This window comes from Psychrobacillus sp. L3, assembly GCF_042945595.1.
Taxonomy (GTDB): Bacteria; Bacillota; Bacilli; order Bacillales_A; family Planococcaceae; genus Psychrobacillus.
On record NZ_CP168493.1, the window covers coordinates 2,252,356 to 2,275,441 of the forward strand.

Annotated in this window: 23 protein-coding genes and 1 riboswitch; of the genes, 1 reads left to right on the forward strand and 22 read right to left on the reverse strand. The window is 36.5% G+C overall.

The features are described from left to right. Positions 1–44: 44 nt before the first annotated feature. From ACEPXD_RS11105 to ACEPXD_RS11190, 18 genes are all read right to left on the reverse strand, one after another. Positions 45–929, reverse strand: coding sequence for a polyprenyl synthetase family protein (locus tag ACEPXD_RS11105; protein WP_391116027.1), 885 nt, complete (start codon positions 927–929; stop codon positions 45–47). Further along, the gene (gene xseB, locus ACEPXD_RS11110) at positions 922–1,143 is read right to left on the reverse strand and encodes an exodeoxyribonuclease VII small subunit (protein WP_391116028.1); all 222 of its coding nucleotides are present in this window, start codon (positions 1,141–1,143) and stop codon (positions 922–924) included. The genes ACEPXD_RS11105 and xseB overlap by 8 nt, the downstream gene beginning before the upstream one ends. 5 nt (positions 1,144–1,148) lie before the next feature. Further along, complete coding sequence (xseA, locus tag ACEPXD_RS11115; RefSeq protein ID WP_391116029.1) at positions 1,149–2,501, reverse strand: exodeoxyribonuclease VII large subunit; 1,353 nt, start codon at positions 2,499–2,501, stop codon at positions 1,149–1,151. A gap of 63 nt (positions 2,502–2,564) precedes the next feature. After that, entirely contained in the window at positions 2,565–3,422 is an 858-nt protein-coding gene (gene folD / locus ACEPXD_RS11120) for a bifunctional methylenetetrahydrofolate dehydrogenase/methenyltetrahydrofolate cyclohydrolase FolD (RefSeq protein WP_391116030.1), read from the reverse strand. Positions 3,423–3,446: 24 nt separating this feature from the next. Further along, a complete protein-coding gene (gene nusB / locus ACEPXD_RS11125) occupies positions 3,447–3,827 on the reverse strand; it encodes a transcription antitermination factor NusB (RefSeq protein ID WP_391116031.1) in 381 nt (126 codons plus the stop codon). A gap of 743 nt (positions 3,828–4,570) precedes the next feature. Then, the gene (locus tag ACEPXD_RS11130; RefSeq protein ID WP_391116032.1) at positions 4,571–4,966 is read right to left on the reverse strand and encodes an Asp23/Gls24 family envelope stress response protein; all 396 of its coding nucleotides are present in this window, start codon (positions 4,964–4,966) and stop codon (positions 4,571–4,573) included. A gap of 14 nt (positions 4,967–4,980) precedes the next feature. Then, positions 4,981–6,330: an acetyl-CoA carboxylase biotin carboxylase subunit gene (accC, locus tag ACEPXD_RS11135; RefSeq protein WP_391116033.1), complete on the reverse strand. Its 1,350-nt coding sequence runs from the start codon at positions 6,328–6,330 to the stop codon at positions 4,981–4,983. 16 nt (positions 6,331–6,346) lie between these two features. Then, positions 6,347–6,841, reverse strand: a complete 495-nt coding sequence (gene accB, locus ACEPXD_RS11140) for an acetyl-CoA carboxylase biotin carboxyl carrier protein (protein WP_391116034.1) — start codon at positions 6,839–6,841, stop codon at positions 6,347–6,349. Between the two features lie 135 nt (positions 6,842–6,976). Then, a complete protein-coding gene (locus tag ACEPXD_RS11145; RefSeq protein ID WP_391116035.1) occupies positions 6,977–7,510 on the reverse strand; it encodes a SpoIIIAH-like family protein in 534 nt (177 codons plus the stop codon). A gap of 4 nt (positions 7,511–7,514) precedes the next feature. Then, entirely contained in the window at positions 7,515–7,847 is a 333-nt protein-coding gene (locus tag ACEPXD_RS11150) for a hypothetical protein (protein WP_391116036.1), read from the reverse strand. Positions 7,848–8,146: 299 nt separating this feature from the next. After that, entirely contained in the window at positions 8,147–9,058 is a 912-nt protein-coding gene (locus ACEPXD_RS11155; protein WP_391116037.1) for a stage III sporulation protein AE, read from the reverse strand. A 13-nt stretch (positions 9,059–9,071) separates the two neighbouring features. Further along, positions 9,072–9,455: a hypothetical protein gene (locus ACEPXD_RS11160; protein ID WP_391116038.1), complete on the reverse strand. Its 384-nt coding sequence runs from the start codon at positions 9,453–9,455 to the stop codon at positions 9,072–9,074. 3 nt (positions 9,456–9,458) lie between these two features. Beyond that, the gene (locus tag ACEPXD_RS11165; protein ID WP_391116039.1) at positions 9,459–9,668 is read right to left on the reverse strand and encodes a SpoIIIAC/SpoIIIAD family protein; all 210 of its coding nucleotides are present in this window, start codon (positions 9,666–9,668) and stop codon (positions 9,459–9,461) included. 1,378 nt (positions 9,669–11,046) lie between these two features. Continuing rightward, complete coding sequence (efp, locus tag ACEPXD_RS11170) at positions 11,047–11,604, reverse strand: elongation factor P (protein ID WP_391116040.1); 558 nt, start codon at positions 11,602–11,604, stop codon at positions 11,047–11,049. A 17-nt stretch (positions 11,605–11,621) separates the two neighbouring features. After that, a complete protein-coding gene (locus tag ACEPXD_RS11175) occupies positions 11,622–12,683 on the reverse strand; it encodes a M24 family metallopeptidase (RefSeq protein WP_391116041.1) in 1,062 nt (353 codons plus the stop codon). Between the two features lie 72 nt (positions 12,684–12,755). Then, positions 12,756–13,184: a hypothetical protein gene (locus tag ACEPXD_RS11180; RefSeq protein WP_391116042.1), complete on the reverse strand. Its 429-nt coding sequence runs from the start codon at positions 13,182–13,184 to the stop codon at positions 12,756–12,758. 128 nt (positions 13,185–13,312) lie between these two features. Further along, entirely contained in the window at positions 13,313–15,877 is a 2,565-nt protein-coding gene (locus ACEPXD_RS11185) for a vitamin B12-dependent ribonucleotide reductase (protein WP_391123185.1), read from the reverse strand. A gap of 165 nt (positions 15,878–16,042) precedes the next feature. Next, positions 16,043–16,879: a biotin/lipoate A/B protein ligase family protein gene (locus tag ACEPXD_RS11190; RefSeq protein WP_391116043.1), complete on the reverse strand. Its 837-nt coding sequence runs from the start codon at positions 16,877–16,879 to the stop codon at positions 16,043–16,045. A gap of 123 nt (positions 16,880–17,002) precedes the next feature. Between ACEPXD_RS11190 and ACEPXD_RS11195 the strand changes: the two genes are divergently transcribed. After that, the gene (locus ACEPXD_RS11195) at positions 17,003–17,365 is read left to right on the forward strand and encodes a rhodanese-like domain-containing protein (protein WP_391123188.1); all 363 of its coding nucleotides are present in this window, start codon (positions 17,003–17,005) and stop codon (positions 17,363–17,365) included. Positions 17,366–18,261: 896 nt separating this feature from the next. Here ACEPXD_RS11195 and gcvPB read toward each other — a convergent pair. From gcvPB to ACEPXD_RS11215, 4 genes are all read right to left on the reverse strand, one after another. Further along, positions 18,262–19,722 carry an aminomethyl-transferring glycine dehydrogenase subunit GcvPB gene (gene gcvPB / locus ACEPXD_RS11200; RefSeq protein WP_391116044.1) on the reverse strand — a complete coding sequence of 487 codons (1,461 nt, stop codon included), beginning with the start codon at positions 19,720–19,722 and terminating at the stop codon, positions 18,262–18,264. Then, positions 19,715–21,061 carry an aminomethyl-transferring glycine dehydrogenase subunit GcvPA gene (gene gcvPA / locus ACEPXD_RS11205; RefSeq protein ID WP_391116045.1) on the reverse strand — a complete coding sequence of 449 codons (1,347 nt, stop codon included), beginning with the start codon at positions 21,059–21,061 and terminating at the stop codon, positions 19,715–19,717. The genes gcvPB and gcvPA overlap by 8 nt, the downstream gene beginning before the upstream one ends. Positions 21,062–21,084: 23 nt before the next feature. Beyond that, positions 21,085–22,188: a glycine cleavage system aminomethyltransferase GcvT gene (gcvT, locus tag ACEPXD_RS11210; protein ID WP_391116046.1), complete on the reverse strand. Its 1,104-nt coding sequence runs from the start codon at positions 22,186–22,188 to the stop codon at positions 21,085–21,087. A gap of 155 nt (positions 22,189–22,343) precedes the next feature. After that, a riboswitch (glycine riboswitch) is annotated at positions 22,344–22,438 on the reverse strand. 116 nt (positions 22,439–22,554) lie between these two features. Then, on the reverse strand, positions 22,555–23,067 hold the full coding sequence (locus tag ACEPXD_RS11215) for a shikimate kinase (RefSeq protein ID WP_391116047.1): 513 nt from the start codon (positions 23,065–23,067) through the stop codon (positions 22,555–22,557). Positions 23,068–23,086: the final 19 nt, after the last annotated feature.

Sequence of the window (23,086 nt, forward strand, 5' to 3'; positions counted from 1 at the left end):
TATTATAATAACAATAATCTTCTTTAAAACAAAATTATTCGCTATTAATTAGATCTTTTAGTAATATAATTTGCAAATTCTACAAGAAGACCTTCATGCAAACCTACTGTTTGAAGTGCTTCTATCGCTAAATTATATTGGTTTTGCAACTGCTCTTTCGCCCCGTCAATTGTTAAGATGGATGGGTATGTATTCTTTTCACTTAATGCATCTTTACCTGCAGTTTTCCCCAGTTGCTCTGAGGTTCCTTCAATATCTAAAATGTCATCTTGTATTTGAAATGCTAGTCCAATACGGAAGGCATAACTTTTTAAAGCTTGCATCATTTTGCTTGGAGCATTTGCAATAACTCCTCCAGCCAAAATACTAAACGAAAGAAGTGCCCCTGTTTTATTGACGTGAACTTCTTCTAATTCAGCTAACGACAAATATTTCCCTTCCCCTAGCATATCTAATACTTGTCCGCCGACCATTCCCTCTGCTCCTGCTGCATAGCTTAGTTGGTCAATCAGCTGTACTTTTTGTTCCGCTGTAAGTCTATTTAATCGGGCTATAATTCCAAAAGCAAGTGTTACCAAAGCATCTCCTGCCAATACTGCAAGAGCTTCCCCAAAAACAACATGATTTGTTGGTTTACCACGTCTAAGATCGTCATCATCCATACATGGAAGGTCATCATGGATAAGCGAATACGTATGAATCATCTCAATTGTACTTGCGACCACGATTGCATCTTCACTTTGTACGTTAAGTTCCTCGAGTACTGCAAGTGTATATAGTGGTCTTATTCTTTTTCCGCCTGCTTGAAGAGAGTATGCCATTGCTTCTTTCAACTCGGTAGGCGCTTTTAATTCTTTGATTAATAAATCCAATTTTTTTTCAATAAGTGGTTGATTGGTGTTTATAAAAGATTGCAATAAATTACTCATTTGTACTACCAGCTTCTTCCGTATTATCACTGATGAAAGAGACAAGTTGTTTTTCTGCACTCTGTAATTTTTCACTGCAAAGTTTAGAGAATTCCATCCCTTTTTGATAGAGTTCAATTGCATTTTCTAGCGGCACATCGCCTTGTTCCAGTTGTCGTACAATATTTTCTAATTGTTGCATTGCTTCATCAAACGGAATATCTTTTTTTGTCATAACAGTTAGTCCCCTCTCTCTTTCATTTCTGCATGTTGCACAATTGCTTCAATACGACCATCAGGGAGTGTAACATAAATGGAATCGCCTGTTCCTACTTCTTTCACCGATTTCACCACTTTTCCATCTATATATGTAATACTATATCCTCGATCCATAATTTTCAAAGGATTCAGAGCTTCAAGTGTACGTATCGAGCCGATAAATTGGTGCCGTTGCTTTTCATAGGTGGATAGTGTTCCTTTGGTTAATTGACTTGTTAATGCTTGTACTGATTTCCATTGTTGATCAATCATCTTTTGTGGTGATAGCTGAAGTCTTCTTTCTTCTAGTTGTAAAAAATTTCGTTCTTTTTCCCGAACTAAGCGATTTATTTCTCTTTGTAACTGTTCCTCTGTACGCACATATCTCTCTATAAAGGGTCGATATAGCTTTTCAGGAGTGGCAAGTACTGGAGATTGCATGGCACGTTGGTATCTATTTTTTTCATCTTTTAACTTTTTCGATACAATATGTAAACATGTAGATTGATAAGCTAAAATGTTCTTCATTAGATTTTCTTTACTTGGAACAGCCATTTCGGCAGCAGCAGTTGGTGTCGGTGCACGTAAGTCAGAGACAAAGTCCGCGATCGTAGTATCCGTTTCATGCCCTACAGCACTAATAATAGGGACATGACTTATAGCTATTGCTCTAGCTACTATTTCTTCATTGAATGCCCATAAGTCTTCAATTGAACCTCCACCACGACCAACAATGAGTACATCAATTGTACCTAATCGATTAGCTTGCTCAATTGATTTCACAATGGAGGGAGCAGCTTGTGGACCTTGGACGATACTTGGGAATACAACCACTTCACAAATTGGGTATCGCCGTTCTATCGTCGTTAAAATATCTCGAATAGCTGCACCTGTTTTAGAGGTGACAACTCCTATCTTTTTAGGAAAAGAAGGAAGTGCTTTTTTTCGACTAGGGTGAAATAAACCTTCTTGTTCAAGCATCTTTTTTAATTGTTCAAAGGCTAGGAAAAGTTCCCCAATGCCATCTGGTTGAATAGTGGAAGCGTATAGCTGATATTGTCCCGCCGCTTCAAAAACGTTAATGTCGCCGCGTACTAGCACGTTCATCCCACTTTCAGGGGTAAACTTTAAAGATTTTGCATGCATAGCAAACATGACGGAAGTGAGACGAGCAGAATCATCCTTTAACGTGAAATAAATATGTCCACTTGAATGGACTTTCACGTTAGATAGCTCACCCTTTACATATACATCGCGTAAATGCGTATCCGCATCGAATTTTTTTCTTATGTATTTGGTTAGAGCTTTTACCGTTAAGTAGGTATGTGTAGACATCTAGGTCACTCCAATACTGTAACAAGCTAAAAGCTGTTCTTCTGTAGAAAAACAGCTTTTAGCTTATTGATTTTTACATGTATTTTCTGCAGCTAAACAAGTATTTTCCATTAGCATCGCTATTGTCATCGGGCCTACTCCGCCTGGAACTGGTGTAATTTTCGATGCAACTTCTTTTACAGATGTAAAATCTACATCCCCGCATAATTTATTGTTTTCATCACGGTTCATCCCAACATCAATAACTACAGCACCTGCTTTAATATAATTAGCATCAATAGCCTTCGCACGACCTATAGCAACAATTAAGATATCTGCTTGTTTTGTATATGTGTGCAAATCTTTTGTTTTAGAATGACAGTACGTAACGGTGGCATCTTTTTGTAATAACAGTTGTCCCATCGGCTTTCCAACAATATTACTTCTACCAATGATCACCGCATGTTTCCCTGAAATATCTACATTACTATATTCTAATAATTTTAGTACTCCAAATGGTGTGCATGGAAGGAATGTAGGTTGTCCAATCATCATTTTCCCAACACTTTCAGGATGAAAACCATCCACATCTTTTAAAGGTGAAATTGTAGCAATGACACGATCCTCATCTATTTGATTTGGTAATGGTAACTGAACTAAAATACCATGAATTTTCTCATCATCATTTAAAAGCTCCACTTGTTTTAATAATTCTTCTTCTGAAACTTTCTCGTCTAATTCGATAAGAACCGAATACATTCCTAATCTCTCGCATGTTTTCGTTTTATTGTTAACATATGTTTGAGAAGCCGCATTTTTGCCGACTAAAACAACTGCTAGTCCTGGTGTAATACCTATTGCTTTCAAATCTTCTACTCTTTTTTGAACTTTTTCCGTAACTTTCCCTGCTATTTGTTTGCCGTCAATAATATTATTAGTCACTATTAACTCTCCTTCAAATACGGATCATGATTGAGTTGTATATTTGGATAATACACCATTTACAAAACGGCTAGATTTCTCATCTCCGAAGATTTTGCAAATTTCTATAGATTCATTAATAACTACTTTTGCCGGTGTTTCTTCTGTAAATAATAATTCATATATTGCGATGCGAAGTACTGTACGTTCTATTTTTGGTAGTCGAGAAAGCGACCAGTTTTCTAGCTTCTCTATCAATGAAGCATCAATATGTTCTTTATGTTCAACTACTCCACTAACTAGTTTTGTTAAAAATGCATCATGATCATCTGTAACATGACCAATTGCTTCCTCAACAGAAATTTCGTGGTTGTCTAACTGAAATAGAGCTTGTAGTGCTAGTTCTCTTGCTAATCTTCGTTTCATTATTTAGTTCTCCTTTAAATGTAACTATCTAATCAATAGTATACAGGAATTTCGAGTGTTTTCATATTATTTCAGAAACCCTTTATACTATAATTGTTTAAGTCAATACGTAATTGTCTAACTCCTACTTTTTCATACCATCACTTATTACATGTAATTTTTATGTGAGCTATCTCTATTTCTCTATGCGTTTTTTAAATTGAAATCAACATTAATGACCTTCTTATTATAGAGAGCTGCCATGACTATTACAAGGTTATTGCAAAAACAAGTAATAATAATCTATAAAATAAAAGATGAAGAACATGATTGGAGTATTTTTTGTTAAAGGTTACATAAGAAAAACGATAGCGACCTTTAAGTGCATCTGGTCTTCACCTTTTCCAGAGTGCTTTGGACGAAACATTAGCTACACTATTACTTTTAGAATTATGGCTCATGAAGTGACTGCGTCACTTCATGAGCTTTTTCGTTAATCTTGTGGCGGATATTTGTCCGTTGCCCTCTTGAATTCTGTGAAGACAAGGTGCATTTGGATTGAATAATGAGAGATAAGATGCTTTCCTATTCTTTTAAAATCGGACTAGGATACAATTTCGTCCGCTCAGCACTTCTTTATCTATGAATGCTACCTATTTTTCTACAAGTCCACCAGCTCTAATCATAAAATAAATATCAAGAGTGGAAATAGGAGCTGGTGGCTAGACAATGAAAAAGAGCCATCGCAGGGATGACTCTTTCGTTTATTCTGTAGTTGTTTCAAATTGCACGCCAGTTATATGAACATTTACCTCTTTTGGTACCAAACTTGTCATATTTTCAATTGCTTGACGAATTTGGGTTTGAACCTCTTTTGCAACAGTAGGTACAGATGCACCATACTTTACGAGGCAGTAAACATCGATAAACAATCCATCATTTGTTATTTCTGTTTTAATTCCTTTACCATGCACTTTTTTGCCTAGTCGTTCTACAACCCCAGCCGCAAAATTTCCGCGAGTGCCCGCAATACCTTCTACTTCGTTTGTAGCAATACCGGCAATAACCGTAATTACTTCTGGAGCAATTTCAATTGTACCTAAGTATTCTTTTCCTTCAGGAGTCATTTGAACAAATTTTTGTTCATTTGTTTCTGTCATATTTTTCACTCCTTTTATGAATTCATTACATCATATTTTTCTAGAAATTTCGTGTCAAAATCTCCAGATTTAAATACTTCATGATTCATTAACTTTTCATGGAATAAAATAGTCGTATCTACACCGTCTATAACAAATTCTCCTAAAGCACGTTTCATCTTCGAGATCGCTTCTTCGCGCGTATCTCCGAAAGTAATCAGTTTCGCAACCATTGAATCGTAAAATGGGGGTATACTATACCCTGGATACATCGCAGAATCAACACGCACACCATTTCCTCCTGGAGCAAGATACATGTCAATCTTACCTGGTGAAGGCATAAAGTTTTTCGCAGGGTTTTCTGCATTAATACGACATTCAATTGCCCAGCCTTTTATCTTGATATCTTTTTGTGTAAAGGCAAGTTTTTCTCCTGCTGCAATTTTTAATTGTTGTTGAATCAAATCAATGCCAGTAACCATTTCTGTTACTGGATGCTCTACTTGAATTCGTGTGTTCATTTCCATGAAATAAAATGTTTGATTAATATGGTCAAAAATAAATTCTACTGTTCCTGCACTCTTATAATTAACAGCAAGTGCAGCTTTTACAGCAGCATCCCCCATCGCCGCTCGCAACTCTTCTGATAACGCTGGAGAAGGGGCTTCCTCTACTAATTTTTGCATTCTACGTTGGATGGAACAATCACGTTCACCTAAATGTACAGCATTTCCATGTCCGTCGGCTAATACTTGAATTTCCACATGTCTAAACTCTTCTATAAATTTTTCTAAGTAAACACCAGGATTTCCAAAAGCTGCAGCAGCTTCTTTTTGCGTGATTTGAATTCCTTTTACTAGTTCTTCTTCATCCCTAGCAACACGAATTCCTTTCCCTCCACCACCAGCAGTGGCTTTAATAATAACAGGGAAACCAATTTCACGAGCGATTTTTAGTCCTTCTTTTTCATCTGGAATAATTCCCACGGAACCAGGTACAACAGGAACACCAGCTTTTCGCATTGTTTCTCTCGCAACATCTTTTGTACCCATGCTAGAAATTGCAGATGACGAAGGTCCAATAAATTCAATCGTACATTCTTCGCATAATTCCGCAAAACTTGCATTTTCTGCTAAAAATCCGTAACCAGGGTGTATACCATCACAACCAGTTAATTTTGCGACACTTATTATATTAGAAAAATTTAAATAAGAGTCTTTTGATAATCTTGGTCCTATGCAATATGCCTCATCAGCTATTTGAACATGTAAAGCATCTCGATCTGCCTCTGAATATACAGCAACCGTTTCAATGTCCATTTCTTTACATGCTCGAATGATACGAACTGCAATTTCACCACGATTGGCAATTAATACTTTTTTCATCGTCCTTGCCCCTTTCTTAGTTTCCTTTTACGAGGAACAGAGGTTGTCCGTATTCAACTAATTGTCCATCTTTAACTAGAATCTCTACAATTTCCCCATTCACTTCTGCTTCTATTTCATTGAATAATTTCATTGCTTCTACGATACAAACAATGGACTCCGCTGACACTTTCGTACCTACTTGAACGTAAGCAGGTGTTTCTGGTGATGAAGATTGATAAAAGGTGCCGACCATAGGGGAAGTAATTTTTTGTAACGATTTATCTTCCTCTATTTTTTCAACTTTCTCCTCCATTACTTCTTTCGATACGCTTACTTGCACTGGCTTAGTTTCTACTAAAACAGGTTGTTCTACTAAGGTAGTGCTTTCAAATGCCGCTGCACTTGTTGTAACAGAACTTTTATCGTTCTTTTTTAATTTTATTTTAGTGCCTTCTGATTCATATAAAAATTCATCTAGTGTGGATTGATCGACTAATTTTATAATTTCTCTAATTTCTTGGATTTTCATGTGATCTAGCTCCCTTTGTATATATAATTAATACTTACCTTTCCCATTTTAGACGTTTTTACGATAATTTGAAATAGATAGGTGTGAAATCTTCTTAAATAATAAAAAAAAAGCGCCTAAATGGCACTCTTTTTATTATTGACTTTCAAAATTCACTTCTACTTTATCAGCTTTTGGCCACTCGCGTTTTACAGCATAAATAATATCCGACGCTTTTTTGGAAGATTGTTCACTCGAAACAACGTCTATTAGCACGGAGTTATCTTCGATTCGTACAAGCGCATCGTCATATCCTAAAGATTTGATAATAAGCTCTAGCATCCCTTCCGCTCCATCTATTTTCACTAATTCTTCAATTTGATTGTATGCATCATATTTTTCCTCTGCAGTAAAGTCATTACTACCTACTTTTGTTGTTAGTTTATCATTAAGTTTACTACGTTTATCTTGAACTTCCATTCTCATTTCTTCAAATACATTGCTTTTCGAAACAAAAGATTGTTCATTCGTAGAAGAAGTTTCGACTAATTCCACGTTATCTAATGTTGGATTTGAAAATAACTGCAACCCATCAAATGGTGATGTTCGATCTGTAACATAGAAAACGGTGATTACAGCTATTAAACTAATTAATGTTAAAAACCAAATGGATCTCTTTTTTACATTCATATTATTAATCCTCCAATTCCATTTCTTCAATCACAATTCGATGTGGAGATATTTGTAAAACAGATGAAATTGTTGTCAAAAGTTTGTTTTGAATATGTTTATCGCTCGCTCCCTCCGCAACTACTAATATTCCAATTAGCTCCTCCTTGTTCCTTTTGCTGTCACTTGTCCATTGGAAAAATGATACATCGCTCTCCGTTTTTTCTTCAGGGCCATTCGAATAATGAAAGTATATTGCGACACGACCTACCCCTCTTATCTTTTCAAGGACCGACGATAGGTCCCCAGTTGTTTGAAGTGCTTGTTGGGTAGACTCCGTTTTATTTCCATTATTCATATTGAAAAATCCTGAAAAAAGTAGACTTATGAATAGTACTGTTCCTCCTATAACAACAAAACGAAAAGTGGGTTTTTGTTTTAGTGAAATAGAACTCACCCTTCTTTTCATTATGGATATAATACTTTATGCTGTTAAAACTATTTATATGAAGAGATTAGACATAATCCAAAATATTATCGATATTTTTACGATGAATCCTGTTTTCTCTTTATCTACTTGTTCTAATAGAATGGAGAAAAGCTCTCCTATGATGACAATAAATAAAATTCCATATAAAATTCTTTGGATGATAACAATTATCCTTTCACACTCACTAAGAGTTTCGCAAAAAGCATCGCCAATATTATCGTGAAAAAGAACGCAAATGCGATTAATACCGAAATGATAGATAAGACAAAAAGAGTTTTCCCTATATCATCCAATAGCCCACTAATATCAGAGTCTAAAAATGGTTCTAATAGCGCACCAAGTAATCGATATAAAAAGGCAATTAATATTGTTTGGATAGTTGGAATAGATACTAAAATTAATACAGAAAAAAGTAGTGCATTCCCTGTGATGATCGAAGCGGAAGAAGAATAACTTTTCATCGTACTTATACTTTCCGTTAATAATGACCCGACAAATGGTATATTATTTTGAATCAAACGCTTAACTGTTTCACTAACCGCCCCCCCGACCGTCCATGTTATTACACCATTTACCGTTATAAAAAAACTGTACAACACTAGGACGATAGAAGTAGTTCCCACTAACGTCATTCGTATTAAATCCGATAACTTAGAAAATGAAGTAGTGGGATGAACTCTGCTAATTAAATCAAAAATAAAAGCTGCAATAATGGAAGGTATGAGAACTTTCTCCGCTAAAAAAGCAGTGAACGAAGCAAATAACAGAACAGCAGGATTCCATAAAGTTACTAATAATGCTCCCCCAGAAATGGCAATTCCCGCTGTTAACAAAGGATACATCCCTAAAAACAATGTAACTAATTGGCTTGCAAGGGTTTGAATAAGTTCTAATGTTCGATACGCTGGCTCTAAGCAAAAAAAGCAAATGAGATAGATAAATAGAAACTTCAGCAGCCTCTTACTCTTTGGAATGAACCACTCTAAACAAAGAAATACAAAAGCAAAAAAAAGAATAAAAGTAAACGTTTGAATGACTTCTTTTGCTGGTTGGAGTATAGTGCTAATCATTTCGTTCATATGATTCATTCCTTCAAGAAAGTAATCCCATTATGGAAAAGAATTTAGCATAAAATTGTTGCATATGTCTGAGCCAAACCATTATTAATATTGCTTTTGTTGTAAATGTAAGAATTGTAGCAAGGCTTGTATATTCATACTCAATCAGTAGTTCCTCCACTATTTGAGAAACGAATAGTAGAATGACAGAAAACAGGAGTAACTTAAACACAGGTAGAAGGGCTGTTGGGATGACGGAAATGAATTGAGTAGTATAAGGAATGATAAAAGTCATCAAAATATAAGATAAGAATAAAAAAATATAGATAGTATAAACAACAGAGTGTAGTCGTGGATAAATTGCTTTCACTAATTGCAATAAACAAAATGCGATGATGATCGTAATATATACAATCATTTGTCAGCTCGTCATAATAAGCCATTCTAGAAATGTAGAAATTTCATAGAAGAAAACCTTTAATAATCGTAATAACTCAATTGTCATATAAATATAACCGACAAAAAATAAAAAAAAAGCGAATTCCTTTTTCCCTGTTGACTCAAAAAACAAATGAAGTATAGCAATTAATAATCCTATACCAGCCACTCGAAGTACATCGTGAAGTTCCACAATGCCTCCCCCTTCCATACAAACAACATATGAAAGTCCGTCCACAAATATGAAAAAAAGCCCTGCAAATATAGTGTACCCTTTGTAACGGACATTTTTTTACTTACTATGTTCACTTTGCAGGTACATCTTAAAATGCGTTACTTGATAATCCAGTGCTACTAAAAATACAAAGAACACTGGATTTTCCGTAATCCAATTTTATGTACGCTTTGTATTTAAGAAAAACGAAATCGTCCTTTAAATGCACCTTGTCTTCTCTATTTCTAGAGTGCTTTGGACGAAACATTTGCTACACTATTACCGCAGGAATTTCTGTGGATTGAGAAGTGACTGCGTCACTTCTCCATCCACTTTTTTTCGATAATCTTGTGGCGGATGTTTGTCCGTCGCCTTCTTGAAATTTGTAGAGACAAGGTGCGTAAGGTTTGGTTAATGAGAGATTAGATACTTTCCTATTCTTTTAAAAGCGGACGAAGATGCAATTTCGTCCGCTCAGCGCTTCTTTATCAATGAATACTACCTATTTTTTTCAGGCCCACCAATTCTAATCATCTACCCGCTGATTCATGTATACTGTGTACGATAAAAGTAAAAACATATAGGAAATCCTGCTTAAGGAAGACACCATTAAAATCACTTCAGGTCTTTGTGAATACTGGATTTCTAGTATATAAATTTCATATACTTTCTTATTAGGAACTACTCACTTAATGGATTGTAGTGAAAGGTGGCGACTCCAGCGGGATGAGTGAGACAGGTGTGCCATCGCAAACGACGCGAATGCGGCGGTGATGGCTCATCGCTCACCCCGCGGAGCGCGTCCACCTGAAACGGAAATCCGCGGTATTCTTTAATTCTTTAAAGTACTATGAACAATGGTTTCGCAGGTTGATAATCCATATACTTTCTTATCTTTTAAGAAAAACGAAATCGTCCTTTAAATGCAACTGGTCATCACCAATTCAAGAGTGCTTTGGACGAAACATAGGCTACACTATTAACGAAGAATTTTATGGAGGATCTTGTGGCGGATGTTTGTCCGTCGCTCTCTTGAAATATGTAGTGACTTGGTGCATTAGGTTTGGTTAATGAGAGATTAAATCCTTTCCTATTCTTTTAAAAGCGCACGAAGATGCAATTTCGTCCGCTCAGCGCTTCTTTATTAAAGGAAGCTATCTATTTTCTTTAAATATACACCTACCGAATGGATGTCCCCTTAAACTGGTGTTATACGCACCTAATGACTACACTATAATCACATGAAAGCAAAAGGATCAGGAAGTGACTACGTCACTACCTGATCCTTTATTTTGGGTAATACTGTTGCGAATGTTCGTCCGCTAGGCACTACCTTATATAACTATTTGCAGATTGATTAACCTCTTGAAACGTATGAACCCTCATCTGTGTTGATTATTAGTTTATCTCCAACATTGATGAAAAGTGGGACAGTTACAACAAGACCAGTTTCAACTGTTGCAGTTTTAGAACCACCACCTGAAGTATCACCTTTAATACCTGGTTCTGTTTCTGTAACTTCCAAAGTAACTGTTTTAGGTAACTCTACGCCAAGTATTTCACCTTGATATTGAATAATATGAATTTCCATGTTTTCACGTAAGAATTTTAATTCATGCTCGATTTGTTTCTCACCTAATTCAATTTGCTCGTAAGATTCTGTATCCATGAATACATGTTGATCTCCGCTTGCATATAGATATTGCATTTTTTTATTATCAATTTGTGCTTTTTCTACTTTTTCTCCGGCACGGAATGTTTTTTCGTTTACGGATCCGTTGCGTAAGTTTCTTAGTTTTGATCGCACAAAAGCTGCACCTTTACCTGGTTTTACGTGTTGAAAATCTAGCACGCGATAAAGTACACCATCTACTACTATAGTTAAACCTGTTTTAAAATCATTTACAGAAATCATTGTTATTCCTCCAAAATTTAAGATAAAATTAGTAATTCTTTTGTCGAATGCGTCAACTTTTCAAGACCATTTTCTGTTACAATCGCATCGTCTTCTATACGAACTCCACCGATATTCGGCAAGTATATCCCTGGCTCAATTGTAATAATCATCCCTGGTTCTAGTGTAATATCAGAACGGAAAGATAATCCTGGACCTTCATGTACTTCAAGACCAATACCATGACCTAAAGAATGACCAAATGCTTCACCATATCCTTTCGAAGCAATATAGTCACGAGCAATTGCATCTGCTTCTTTACCCGTCATTCCAGGCTTTATCTTCTCTAAAGCAAGTAATTGAGAATCTAAAACTACTTGATATATTTCTTTTAACTTATCACTCGGTTCACCTACTGCTATTGTTCGAGTTGTATCCGAAATATATCCATTATAAAGTGCTCCAAAGTCAAGTGTCACAAAGTCACCATCTTCAATAACTTTGCTTGTAGCAACACCATGTGGAAGTGCTGATCTTACACCAGAAGCAACGATTGTATCAAAAGAGGAAGAAGAAGCACCAAGTTTTCGCATGAAAAACTCAAGCTCATTTGACACATCTAACTCTGTCATTCCTGGTTTTATGTATGTAACTATATGTTCAAAAGCTTGATCTGCAATGCGACAAGCTGCCTTTATAATACTAATCTCTTCCTCTGTCTTAATCAAGCGAATTTTTTCTACTAAACCAGAAAGAGGAACTAAATCTGCTTGAATTGCTTGTTTATACACTTCATAGCCACTAAAAGTAACATCATCTTTTTCAAATCCAAGTGATTTAATGCCCATTTCTTTTACTTGAATGGCAATTTCTTCGCTTAATAATTTCGTGTGTAGTACGATGCGATAGTCTTTTATTTGACTAGCAGCTTGTTCTGTATAACGAAAATCTGTAATAAATACTGCATCATTTTTTGAAACAATTGCTACACCTGCTGTACCGGTAAAGTCTGTCATATATCTTCTGCTATATCCATTCGTTATGAGTAAAGCATCTACCCCATGTTCTTCTAAAGCTGCACGTAATTTTTCAAGTTTCATTGTTATACCCCATCTCGTTTTCTTATTCAAATCTACTTTTATTTTATCATAGGAAACAGTTGGGGTAAATTTTCATTTACTCAGCGGATTATCCTGCATATGAAAAATGGCGGATTCCATTAAAAATCGTAATAGCATAACGACGATACATATAAATGGAATCGATAAATGTTTGATTGTTTTGGAAACTGAAATTTTGTCCAAGAAAAGCCATTCTAAAGCTATTGCCAAAATAATCCCTAGCGCTAAGCTACTAATCGATACAGGAATTTTTATGAAGATTAAACTAATATAATAAAGAACAATACAAAAACACCAGAGTCCTATAAATAAAATAATCCATTTCCAATAATCTTTACTCTTACTCAATACTTCTAATTTGTCTGCATAACCAATAGGGTTCCATTTGATAAAATGAAAAAATTCCATTATTTTCAAAAAAAACATACAAATCAATGCTGCTACAAAACTAGTACTAACAGATAAACCATTAAATTTCATCTTCACTTCTCCTTTTTCTAACAGTTTGATACAAAAGGAAGATAATTAAACAAAATAAATATAAGTTATCCACATTCAAAAAACACACATTGAATAATCAACATTCAATGTGTGTTTGATAGATTATATTATAATCCGCATTTTAATTGCGCGTTACAATTTGTACATGTGTTACATCCGCCCATTTCTTCCACTGTACCTTTGCGACATACCGGACAAGTATTTCCCACTTCTGATCCAATAGTTACGTTTGTTGAACGTAAATCTTGAATTGTATCAATTAAAACAATCGGTCGCTTTTCGAATATCTTTTCTTCATGTCTTTGATCATCTTGTGTATTTTCTTCCGCTTTTAGTGTCAGTACTTGCGAATCGCGGCTTCCATCAACATATACCGTACCGCCTTTTGCACCTCCACGATACAATCGTTCATAAACACCCTCTACTTGTTCGACTGTGTACCCACGAGGCGCGTTTACAGTTTTCGAAATAGAACTATCAATCCAGCGTTGAATAATACATTGAACATCCGCATGCGCATCTGGAGAAAGCTCCATTGCAGTAACAAACCAGTTAGGAAGACTTTCTTCTTCAGCTTCCGCATTTGAGATTAGATATTCTTGAACAATATCTGCCTTTACTTCGATGAATTTCCCTAAACGTCCACTTCGGTAATAAGTAAATGAATAGTATGGCTCAAGTCCAGTAGACACTCCTACCATTGTTCCAGTAGAACCCGTAGGAGCAACCGTTAGTAGATGAGAGTTGCGAATTCCATTTTCCAGGATAGAATTTCTAATCTCTTCCGGCATGGATTGCATAAAGCCTGTTTCTGTAAAAGCTTTTCGTAAACGATTCGTTTCTTCCTCTGAATCAGCTGTTAAGAAGGGGAAGCTTCCTCGTTCTTTCGCAAGCTCTGCTGATGTTTCATATGCAGCTAATGCGATCGTTTTAAAGACCTCATCAACTAAAATATTTCCTTCTTCCGATCCATACTCTTTTTCACAATAAATTAGAAGATCTGCAAGACCCATCACACCAAGACCTACACGTCTTTCACCTAATGCTTGTACTTTATTTTCTTCTAAGAAATAAGGTGTTGCATCAATTACGTTGTCTTGCATGCGCACTCCAACACTTACCGTTTCTTTTAACGCTTCAAAGTTCACAGTTTTCGTTTCTTTATTTGCAAATTTAGCTAAGTTAACAGCAGCTAAGTTACATACCGAATAAGGTGCAAGTGGCTGCTCCCCGCAAGGATTCGTAGCGACTACTTTTTGGCCATATGCTTTCGCATTTGTTTTTTCATTTGCATTATCGATGAAGAAAATCCCAGGTTCTGCTGAGTAGGTAGCGCAGACATTGATCAAATTCCAAAGTTCTTTCGCTTTTACTGTTCTGTACGTTCGAACTGCGTAACCCATTTGCTCCCATTCACGAACATCTCCAACTTCATGCCAATGCTTATTATAATAAGCCATTTGCTCTGGAGTATAGGATTCAATTGCAGGGAAACGAAGTTCGAAGTCTGAATCTTCCTCCACTGCCTTCATGAAGTCATCTGTAAGTGTGACAGAGATGTTTGCTCCTGATAAAAACTCAGAGTTGTGAACTGTAAATGTACCACCATCACGCAGTTTCGTTTCTGCATCACGAATAATTCCATCACTGAAACCACCAAATCCAGGAATCGCTTTGTAGTTAATAATTCCTTGGTACATCGCTTCTTCCTGAAAGGTTAATGGATTAAATTTAAGCTTGTCCTTCGCTAATTGTCTAATCGTTTCATCGTTTGTATTTTCGATTAAGAAACGTAGAATTCGTGGATTTTGCATTTTCGAAATAATAAATTCCGCAATATCCGGATGCCAATCGGCTAGCATAATCATTTGTGCTCCACGTCTTGATCCACCCTGTTCTACAAGATGAGTCAGTTTAGCTATATCGTCTAGCCATGAAACAGATCCAGAAGATTTTCCGTTAACTCCACGAGCAAGTGTGTTACGTGGACGTAGAGTTGAACCATTTGTCCCAACGCCACCACCTCGACTCATGATTTCCATTACTTGCTTACGATGATCACTAATTCCTTCACGAGAATCAGCTACGAATGGCATTACGTAACAGTTGAAATAAGTTACATCTGTTCCAGTGCCCGCTCCGTATAATACTCGTCCAGCAGGAATAAATTTCAACGAAACAAGCTGTTCATAGAATTTCTGGAACCACTCAGCACGCTTTTCTTCCGTCTTTTCTACAGAAGAAAGCCCGGTTGCATTACGTTTTGCAATTTGTTCATAAAATACTTCTAACGGTTTCTCAATAACATTGATTGATCGTTTTACAATCCCAGTTTCAAGCTCATCACTATCATCAATCGCACTTCGATAGTCTTCTTCAATCAATACCTCTGCAGTTTTTGTTGCTTCATCAATCGAAACGATATAACCTAACCCACGTGCAGGGAATTTCGGATCAGCTTTTACAGTAAGAACGACAAAATCTCCTATTTTTAGCGTTTTCTTTTCCGTGTCCTTGAATGAATAACGGTCAATCATCACTAATCTGGATACACCTTTGTGTGTCAAATTCATAGTTTCTGAAATTGGATGTACTTGTGGAAATTGTTCGATGTCTTTATTTAACTGTTCAATGTTAATGGTTGCATTTTTATTCTGAGATGCTAATACCATCATATTGCCTCCCTTTTAATTAAAAAAATAAAATACACCATACTGTATATGGTGTATCATTATAAATGACATTACTATATGTTGTGTTATTTTGCAAATCAGCATATTAGCTACGAACGCAAGCATATCAGTAGTCAATGTACTAAAGGACTAAAAAAAATATAATTATTTTTTAAAATTCCATTCATCATTTGAATATCGCTTCTGTTCCAGCTCATTCACGTACTGTTCTTGCGCTTCACTTAGTGTAATTTCTACTAAATCTATGTGTAAAGCAACTTCAAATCCATGTTTAAAAGCTATTTTACAGTCGTCGATTGATACAGGACTTTGACTAATTTTGTTTATAGCAACTGCTTTCTTTGACAAACTTGCTTTTACCCTATCTCTTACCTCATTGGAAGCAAACTTAAACGTCTGAATGAGTTTATCTTCATCTAAATCCAACAAAATTGCTCCGTGTTGAAGTATAACACCTTTTTGTCTCGTTTGAGCACTACCAGCTACTTTTTTTCCTTCCACAACAAGTTCATACCAACTTGGAGTATCAAAACAAACAGCTGACTTCGGTTTCTTTAAATCTATTTTTTTCTCTTCTGTGTCAGGAATAGAAAAATAAGCATCTAGACCTAGTTTTTGAAAACCAAGTAATAATCCTTCACTAATTACACGATAAGCTTCCGTAACGGTAGCAGGCATGTCAGGATATTTCTCAGATACTATAACGCTATACGTAAGCTCATGTTCATGTAGAACTCCTCTTCCTCCGGTTGGTCTACGAACAAAACCAAGACCTAAACGCTCCACTGCTTCTAAATCTATTTCTTTTTCAACAGATTGAAAATAACCAATGGACAATGTAGCCGGATTCCATTCATAGAATCGAATGACTGGTGGTATAAGTCCCTCACTATGCCAATCAAGCAGTGCTTCATCTAGTGCCATATTATAAGATGGACTACAAGGACCAGAGTTAATAAAGTACCATTTTGTCTTTTCCATTACAAATTCCCCCTAACAACGTTATTCATTTTATCAAATAGATTGAATTGTATCTAGTTAATCTTTTATAATGAGTATGGAAACATAGAAAGGGGAAAGACCGTGCCTACTATTTTATACATTATGATCGCTGTACTTGTCATTTTGCTAGCTTATGCTGGTGTACAAGCGTTCCGTCTGAAGAAAGCCGTTACAAATCTTACACAAGAACAGTTTATTGAGGGTTATCGTAAAGCTCAATTAATTGATGTAAGAGAACCAAAAGAATTTGATGCAGGACATGTTCTTGGGGCAAGAAATATTCCATCTTCACAACTTCGACAACGTTTTAATGAAATTCGTTCTGATAAGCCTGTTTATCTGTATTGTCAAAGTGGGGCAAGAAGTGCTCGTGCAGCCATGTTTTTAAAGAAAAAAGGATGTACAGATTTGAATCAGCTTCAAGGTGGATTCAAAACTTGGACTGGCAAGATTAAATCTAAATAATATGTTAGGGTTCTTCTTTAAACAGAAGAGCCTTTTTCTATTTGTAAACTAATTATTCCAAACCCAAAGTAAAAAAGGTGTTACACATGTTTTATATAGTGCGCATTAGTTGATTTCCGCTACAAGGCGGACGCTTTCCACGGGGTGAGCGATAAACCATCATTGCCGCATTTGCTTCGTTTGTAATGGCTCATCTGTCTCACTCATCTCGCTGGAGTCGCTGCCCTTTCGCTGCAATCCCCGGGGCTTGCTATCTATTCAGTAACATCGCACTTCGGCATAGGTATCTGCACTTTTTATCCGGATACGATTGTCCGATAAATTATGCGCAACATTGGACACTTTTTGCGCAACATTACGAGGCATATTCGCAATACAGGCCGTGGTACTCGCAACATTCTTGGACATTTGCGCAATATATTGATAGTTTGCAAACTAATACTCATAATCTCATAGCAAGTTAAAGCTTTATTGTGAGATAGCAGTCGCATTAGTAGAGTATTTTATTTAGCTTATTCACTTATCGGTTTTTTTTTTAAAGTGCTACATTATGTGGATTTAGCGCGGCGGTATATCGTATTGCGACGAGCTTGCGCAGGAGCAACTTCTTTTCTGCGACGAGCTCGCGCAGGAGCAACTTCTTTTCTGCGACGAGCTCGCGCAGGAGCATGAGACTCCTGCGGGAATAGTGTTAGCTGATGACCCCACAGCACAGCGAGGAGGCTGAGGCAACGCCAGCGGAAAGCGAATGCCAGAGCGCTAAATCCCGGTGGTTACTATTTAGATTACATGTTGCGCATTATATAAAAACCACAACGATGCAATGATTCCTTTTTTACTATTTACGAATTGATAGTAAAAAAGTGCGATCCATTTTTAGGACCGCACTTTCTCTTTTATGCTTTTGTATATCGTAATACTGGATGGCGAGCAGCTTTTGTTTCGTCTAAACGATTTATTACTGTCGTATGTGGTGCATTTTGAACAATTTCTGGATTTTCTTCTACTTCTTTTGCAATTTGAATCATTGCATCGCAGAAAGCATCTAATGTTTCTTTAGACTCTGTTTCTGTTGGTTCAATCATCATACCTTCCTCTACATTTAGTGGAAAGTAGATTGTTGGTGGATGATATCCAAAATCTAGCAGGCGTTTCGCCATATCAAGTGTACGAACACCTAATTTCTTCTGACGACGACCACTTAATACAAATTCATGCTTACAATGACGGTTATAAGGAAGATCAAAGTATTCTTCCAAACGTCTCATCATATAATTTGCATTCAATACTGCATATTCTGTTACTGCTTTTAGACCATCTGGACCCATTGAACGAATATATGTATAAGCACGTACATTGATTCCAAAGTTTCCGTAGAATGGTTTTACACGACCAATCGTTTGTGGGCGATTGTAATCGAAAGTATATTTGTCATCCTCTTTTACAAGAACTGGGCTTGGTAAGAATGGAATTAGGTCAGCTTTCACTCCTACCGGACCTGAACCTGGACCACCACCACCATGTGGGCCTGTAAACGTTTTATGCAAATTCAAGTGAACACAGTCAAATCCCATGTCCCCTGGACGAGCTTTTGACATAACTGCGTTTAAGTTCGCTCCGTCATAGTATAATTTACCACCAACACCGTGGATGATTTCAGCTAATTCTAAAATACTTTCTTCAAAAAGACCTAATGTATTTGGATTTGTAAGCATTAAGGCTGCTGTATCTGGACCAGCTACGCGGCGTAAATCTTCTAAATCTACTAAACCATTATCATCTGATTTCACCGTAATAGTTTCAAAACCTGCGACTGTTGCAGATGCCGGATTCGTTCCATGTGCTGAATCAGGTACAATTACTTTCGTGCGTTGAGTATCCCCATTTGCTTCATGGAAAGCGCGTATCATCATTAAAGCTGTCCATTCACCGTGTGCACCAGCGGCCGGTTGAAGCGTCACTTCGTCCATACCTGTAATTTCGATTAAATGTTCTTGAAGATCATACATTAACTCCATTGCACCTTGAACAGAGGATTCATCTTGTAATGGGTGAATATTAGCGAATCCTGGGAAACGTGCAACTGATTCATTTATTTTTGGATTGTATTTCATCGTACAAGAACCTAGTGGATAAAACCCAGTATCCACACCGTGATTACGATTAGAAAGTGCTGTATAGTGACGCATAATATCTAACTCAGATACCTCTGGTAATTCCGCCTCTACCTCGCGAAGTACACCTTGTGGCAAAAGAGATGCTAAATCTACTTCTGGCACATCTAATTCGGGTAGATTATACCCTACACGGCCTTCTTTCGTAATTTCAAAAATTAGTGGTTGATTATCTTTATGCATAAAGAGCCCCCATTTCTTGCACGAGTGCATCTATCTCTTCTTTTGTACGTTGTTCCGTTACAGCGATTAACACATGGTTTTTAAGGTCTGAATTTACACGACCTAAGTCGAATCCACCGATAATTCCTTTTTCAAGTAGTGCTTTATTTGCATTTGCAACTGAACTATTCACTTTTACAACGATTTCATTGAAATGAGCGCCTTGGAATGGAACTACAAAGCCAGCTTTTTCAAATGCTTGTTTTGCATAGTGTGTCTTTGTAATATTTTGAATAGCCATTTCTTTCACGCCTTTTTTACCTAGTGCAGTCATTGCTACGGAAGCAGCAAGCGCATTTAATGCTTGGTTAGAACAGATGTTAGAAGTTGCTTTATCGCGACGAATATGTTGTTCACGTGCTTGTAGCGTTAATACAAATCCGCGACGACCTTCTTCATCTGTTGTTTCACCAATTAGTCGACCAGGTACTTTACGCATTAATTTAGATGTTACTGCAAAGAAACCACAGTGAGGTCCACCGAATGCTTCAGAAATTCCAAAAGGTTGAGCGTCTCCAACTGTAATATCTGCTCCAAACTTACCAGGTGGAGTTAATGCTCCTAGAGCAAGTGGGTTTGTAGAAACAACGAATAATGCTTTTTGTTCATGTGTTAGTTGCTCGACTTTCGCTAAATCTTCAATTTGACCAAAGAAGTTTGGATATTGGACTATTACTGCAGCAGTCTCTTCATCTACTAATTCTTCTAGTTTTACTAAGTCCGTCACACCATCTTTTGATGGGATCGTAACAACGTTCACATTTTGACCTTTTGCATACATTTTCACAACATCAATATATTCCGGATGAACCGCTTCAGAAACTAAAAGTTTTTTTCTTTTTGTATGTCCTGCCGCTAAATTTCCTGCTTCTGCTAGAGCAGTACCACCGTCGTACATAGAAGAGTTTGCAAGATCCATTCCAGTTAGTTCACAAATCATCGTTTGAAATTCAAAAATAGCTTGAAGCTCTCCTTGCGAGATTTCTGGTTGATATGGCGTATACGCTGTATAAAATTCAGATCTAGAAATAACATGATCTACAATGATTGGCTTAAAATGATCATAAACACCAGCGCCTAGAAAAGATGCGTATTTTTTGCTATCCGCATTTTTATCTGCAAGTGCAGTTAATTCTTTCAATAAAGCCGACTCCGCTTTTGCAGGTTTTATATTATACTCCCCTTTAAATCGGACTTTCTCAGGGATATCTGCGAACAATTCATCAACGGAAGAGATGCCGATTACATCTAACATTTCCTTTTGATCTTGTTCAGTCATTGGTAGATAGCGATGCTTCATGAATGGACAACCTCTTTCTGCAATTATTTTTGTCTTTTATAAAATGGTGTGGCTACAGTAACAGCTTTCAAACGTTTATTTCTAATTTCAACTTCTAACTCTTGACCAAGTTCTGCAAATGTTGCGTCAATTAAAGCGAGACCGATATTTTTTTTCAGTGTAGGAGACTGAGTACCTGTAGTAACAAAGCCTATTTGCTTTTCACCAACGAACACTGGATATCCAGTACGTGGAATACCTTTGTCAATCATTTCAATTCCAATACTTTTTCGAGGAGCGCCATTTTCTTTTTGATTAGCCAATACAGATTTACCATTGAAATCTTTTTCTTTTTTAAGTTTTACTACGAATCCTAAACCCGCTTCGAGTGGAGAAATGTCTTTGGATAACTCTTGTCCGTATAAAGGCAGGCAAGCTTCAAAACGTAATGTATCTCTTGCTCCAAGTCCACAAGGAAGAAGTCCATCTTCTTTACCGGCTTCAAGAATGCTTCTCCATAAGTCCGAAACATCATTGCTTGCTGCATAAATTTCAAATCCATCTTCACCAGTGTAACCAGTACGAGAGATAAGAACTGTTTTTCCAGCCACTTCTATATTATCCGCAAAACGGAAGAATCCAATTTCATCAAGATTATTAGAGGTCAACTTTTGTAAAATGCTTTGTGCTAATGGACCCTGCAATGCAAGCAGACCAAATTCATCTGATTTATTGTTTAGATCAACATCACCAGGTGCGTTTTGTTTCATCCATTCAAAATCCTTTTCAATATTCGATGCATTCACTACCAATAAGTAGTTATTTTCTTCTTTTTTATAAACTAATAAATCATCCACAATACCGCCATCTTCGTAACACATTGCAGTATACTGTGCTTGACCAATTACTAATTTGGAAACATCATTTGTTATCAACATTTGAAGAAAATCTTCAGCTTTTGGACCTATAACTGTTATTTCTCCCATATGAGAGACATCAAACAATCCTGCTTTCGTTCTCACTGCTTCGTGTTCTTCTTTAATACTTGAAAATTGAACAGGTAACTCCCAGCCACCAAAATCGATTGTTTTTCCTCCATAAGTTGCATAGTCATTAAATAGAGGTGTACGCTTCAACTGTTCCGACATAAAAATCTCCCCCTTTTGAATTTTCACACAAAAAAGGACAGAAAAACCCCTTTTTAAAAACAAGGGTTCTCTGTCCTGGCACCTGAAAGTTTACCAAAATGGCTTTCCTCTTTGGTGGCTTTGCGTAGTATAAACGAAAGCACTCTCCAGAGTTGCGTCCTATACGAGTTCTTTTGCCTGAGAGATTCATAAAATTCATTATTTGCTCCTTCGGCGACGCATCGAATGCGTTCTCTCCCCGTATGCTCATCCGCTATATCTGTATTATTCACTGGCTTTGTCTATATCCTAACATTGAACGATAAAGGAAGCAATCTTTTTCATAAATTACTTTAATAACGAACATTAATTTAAGATTTCACATAATCATTCGCCTTTTAACCTATTTACTTGATATCCAGCATACTCCGTCACTTGCCTTAGAGGGCGATACTCTGTAAGAATTGTAATATGCGCGGACTTCTTATAAAATTTTCTTCGCTTATTATATAACTGCTCCAATTCTTCTCTCGTACTACTTTGTACAATTGGTCTATTTTTATCATTTTTTATTCTAATCCAAATATCATGGAACGTTGCATCTAAAAATAAAACTAAACCAGTTTTTCGCATTATCCGGATATTTTCATCATTCATTGCAACCCCACCACCCGTTGAAATGATACACGATTCATTTCGAAAGTTTTGAAGGAATTCTGTTTCTAATTTTCGAAAATACGCCTCTCCTCTCTGGTCAAAAATTTCTGGAATTGTCTTTTGTTCATATTTCACAATCTCTTTATCCATATCATAATAAGGCATTTTTAATAAATAGCTCAGCCTTCTACCGACTGCACTTTTTCCACTTCCCATAAAACCAACTAAATATACTTTGTACATGATTCACCAACTCACTACA

Bases quoted from the DNA above. Each gene is read 5' to 3' on its own strand.
- efp (WP_391116040.1), bottom strand. From the start codon at position 11,604: ATGATTTCTGTAAATGATTTTAAAACAGGTTTAACTATAGTAGTAGAT.
- ACEPXD_RS11175 (WP_391116041.1), bottom strand. From the start codon at position 12,683: ATGAAACTTGAAAAATTACGTGCAGCTTTAGAAGAACATGGGGTAGAT.
- ACEPXD_RS11185 (WP_391123185.1), bottom strand. From the start codon at position 15,877: ATGGTATTAGCATCTCAGAATAAAAATGCAACCATTAACATTGAACAG.
- ACEPXD_RS11145 (WP_391116035.1), bottom strand. From the start codon at position 7,510: ATGAATGTAAAAAAGAGATCCATTTGGTTTTTAACATTAATTAGTTTA.
- ACEPXD_RS11180 (WP_391116042.1), bottom strand. From the start codon at position 13,184: ATGAAATTTAATGGTTTATCTGTTAGTACTAGTTTTGTAGCAGCATTG.
- accC (WP_391116033.1), bottom strand. From the start codon at position 6,330: ATGAAAAAAGTATTAATTGCCAATCGTGGTGAAATTGCAGTTCGTATC.
- ACEPXD_RS11195 (WP_391123188.1), top strand. From the start codon at position 17,003: ATGATCGCTGTACTTGTCATTTTGCTAGCTTATGCTGGTGTACAAGCG.
- accB (WP_391116034.1), bottom strand. From the start codon at position 6,841: ATGAAAATCCAAGAAATTAGAGAAATTATAAAATTAGTCGATCAATCC.
- ACEPXD_RS11160 (WP_391116038.1), bottom strand. From the start codon at position 9,455: ATGATTGTATATATTACGATCATCATCGCATTTTGTTTATTGCAATTA.
- gcvT (WP_391116046.1), bottom strand. From the start codon at position 22,188: ATGTCGGAACAGTTGAAGCGTACACCTCTATTTAATGACTATGCAACT.
- gcvPA (WP_391116045.1), bottom strand. From the start codon at position 21,061: ATGAAGCATCGCTATCTACCAATGACTGAACAAGATCAAAAGGAAATG.
- ACEPXD_RS11190 (WP_391116043.1), bottom strand. From the start codon at position 16,879: ATGGAAAAGACAAAATGGTACTTTATTAACTCTGGTCCTTGTAGTCCA.
- ACEPXD_RS11150 (WP_391116036.1), bottom strand. From the start codon at position 7,847: ATGAATAATGGAAATAAAACGGAGTCTACCCAACAAGCACTTCAAACA.
- ACEPXD_RS11155 (WP_391116037.1), bottom strand. From the start codon at position 9,058: ATGAACGAAATGATTAGCACTATACTCCAACCAGCAAAAGAAGTCATT.
- gcvPB (WP_391116044.1), bottom strand. From the start codon at position 19,722: ATGCATAAAGATAATCAACCACTAATTTTTGAAATTACGAAAGAAGGC.
- xseA (WP_391116029.1), bottom strand. From the start codon at position 2,501: ATGTCTACACATACCTACTTAACGGTAAAAGCTCTAACCAAATACATA.
- ACEPXD_RS11130 (WP_391116032.1), bottom strand. From the start codon at position 4,966: ATGACAGAAACAAATGAACAAAAATTTGTTCAAATGACTCCTGAAGGA.
- ACEPXD_RS11105 (WP_391116027.1), bottom strand. From the start codon at position 929: ATGAGTAATTTATTGCAATCTTTTATAAACACCAATCAACCACTTATT.
- xseB (WP_391116028.1), bottom strand. From the start codon at position 1,143: ATGACAAAAAAAGATATTCCGTTTGATGAAGCAATGCAACAATTAGAA.
- ACEPXD_RS11215 (WP_391116047.1), bottom strand. From the start codon at position 23,067: ATGTACAAAGTATATTTAGTTGGTTTTATGGGAAGTGGAAAAAGTGCA.
- nusB (WP_391116031.1), bottom strand. From the start codon at position 3,827: ATGAAACGAAGATTAGCAAGAGAACTAGCACTACAAGCTCTATTTCAG.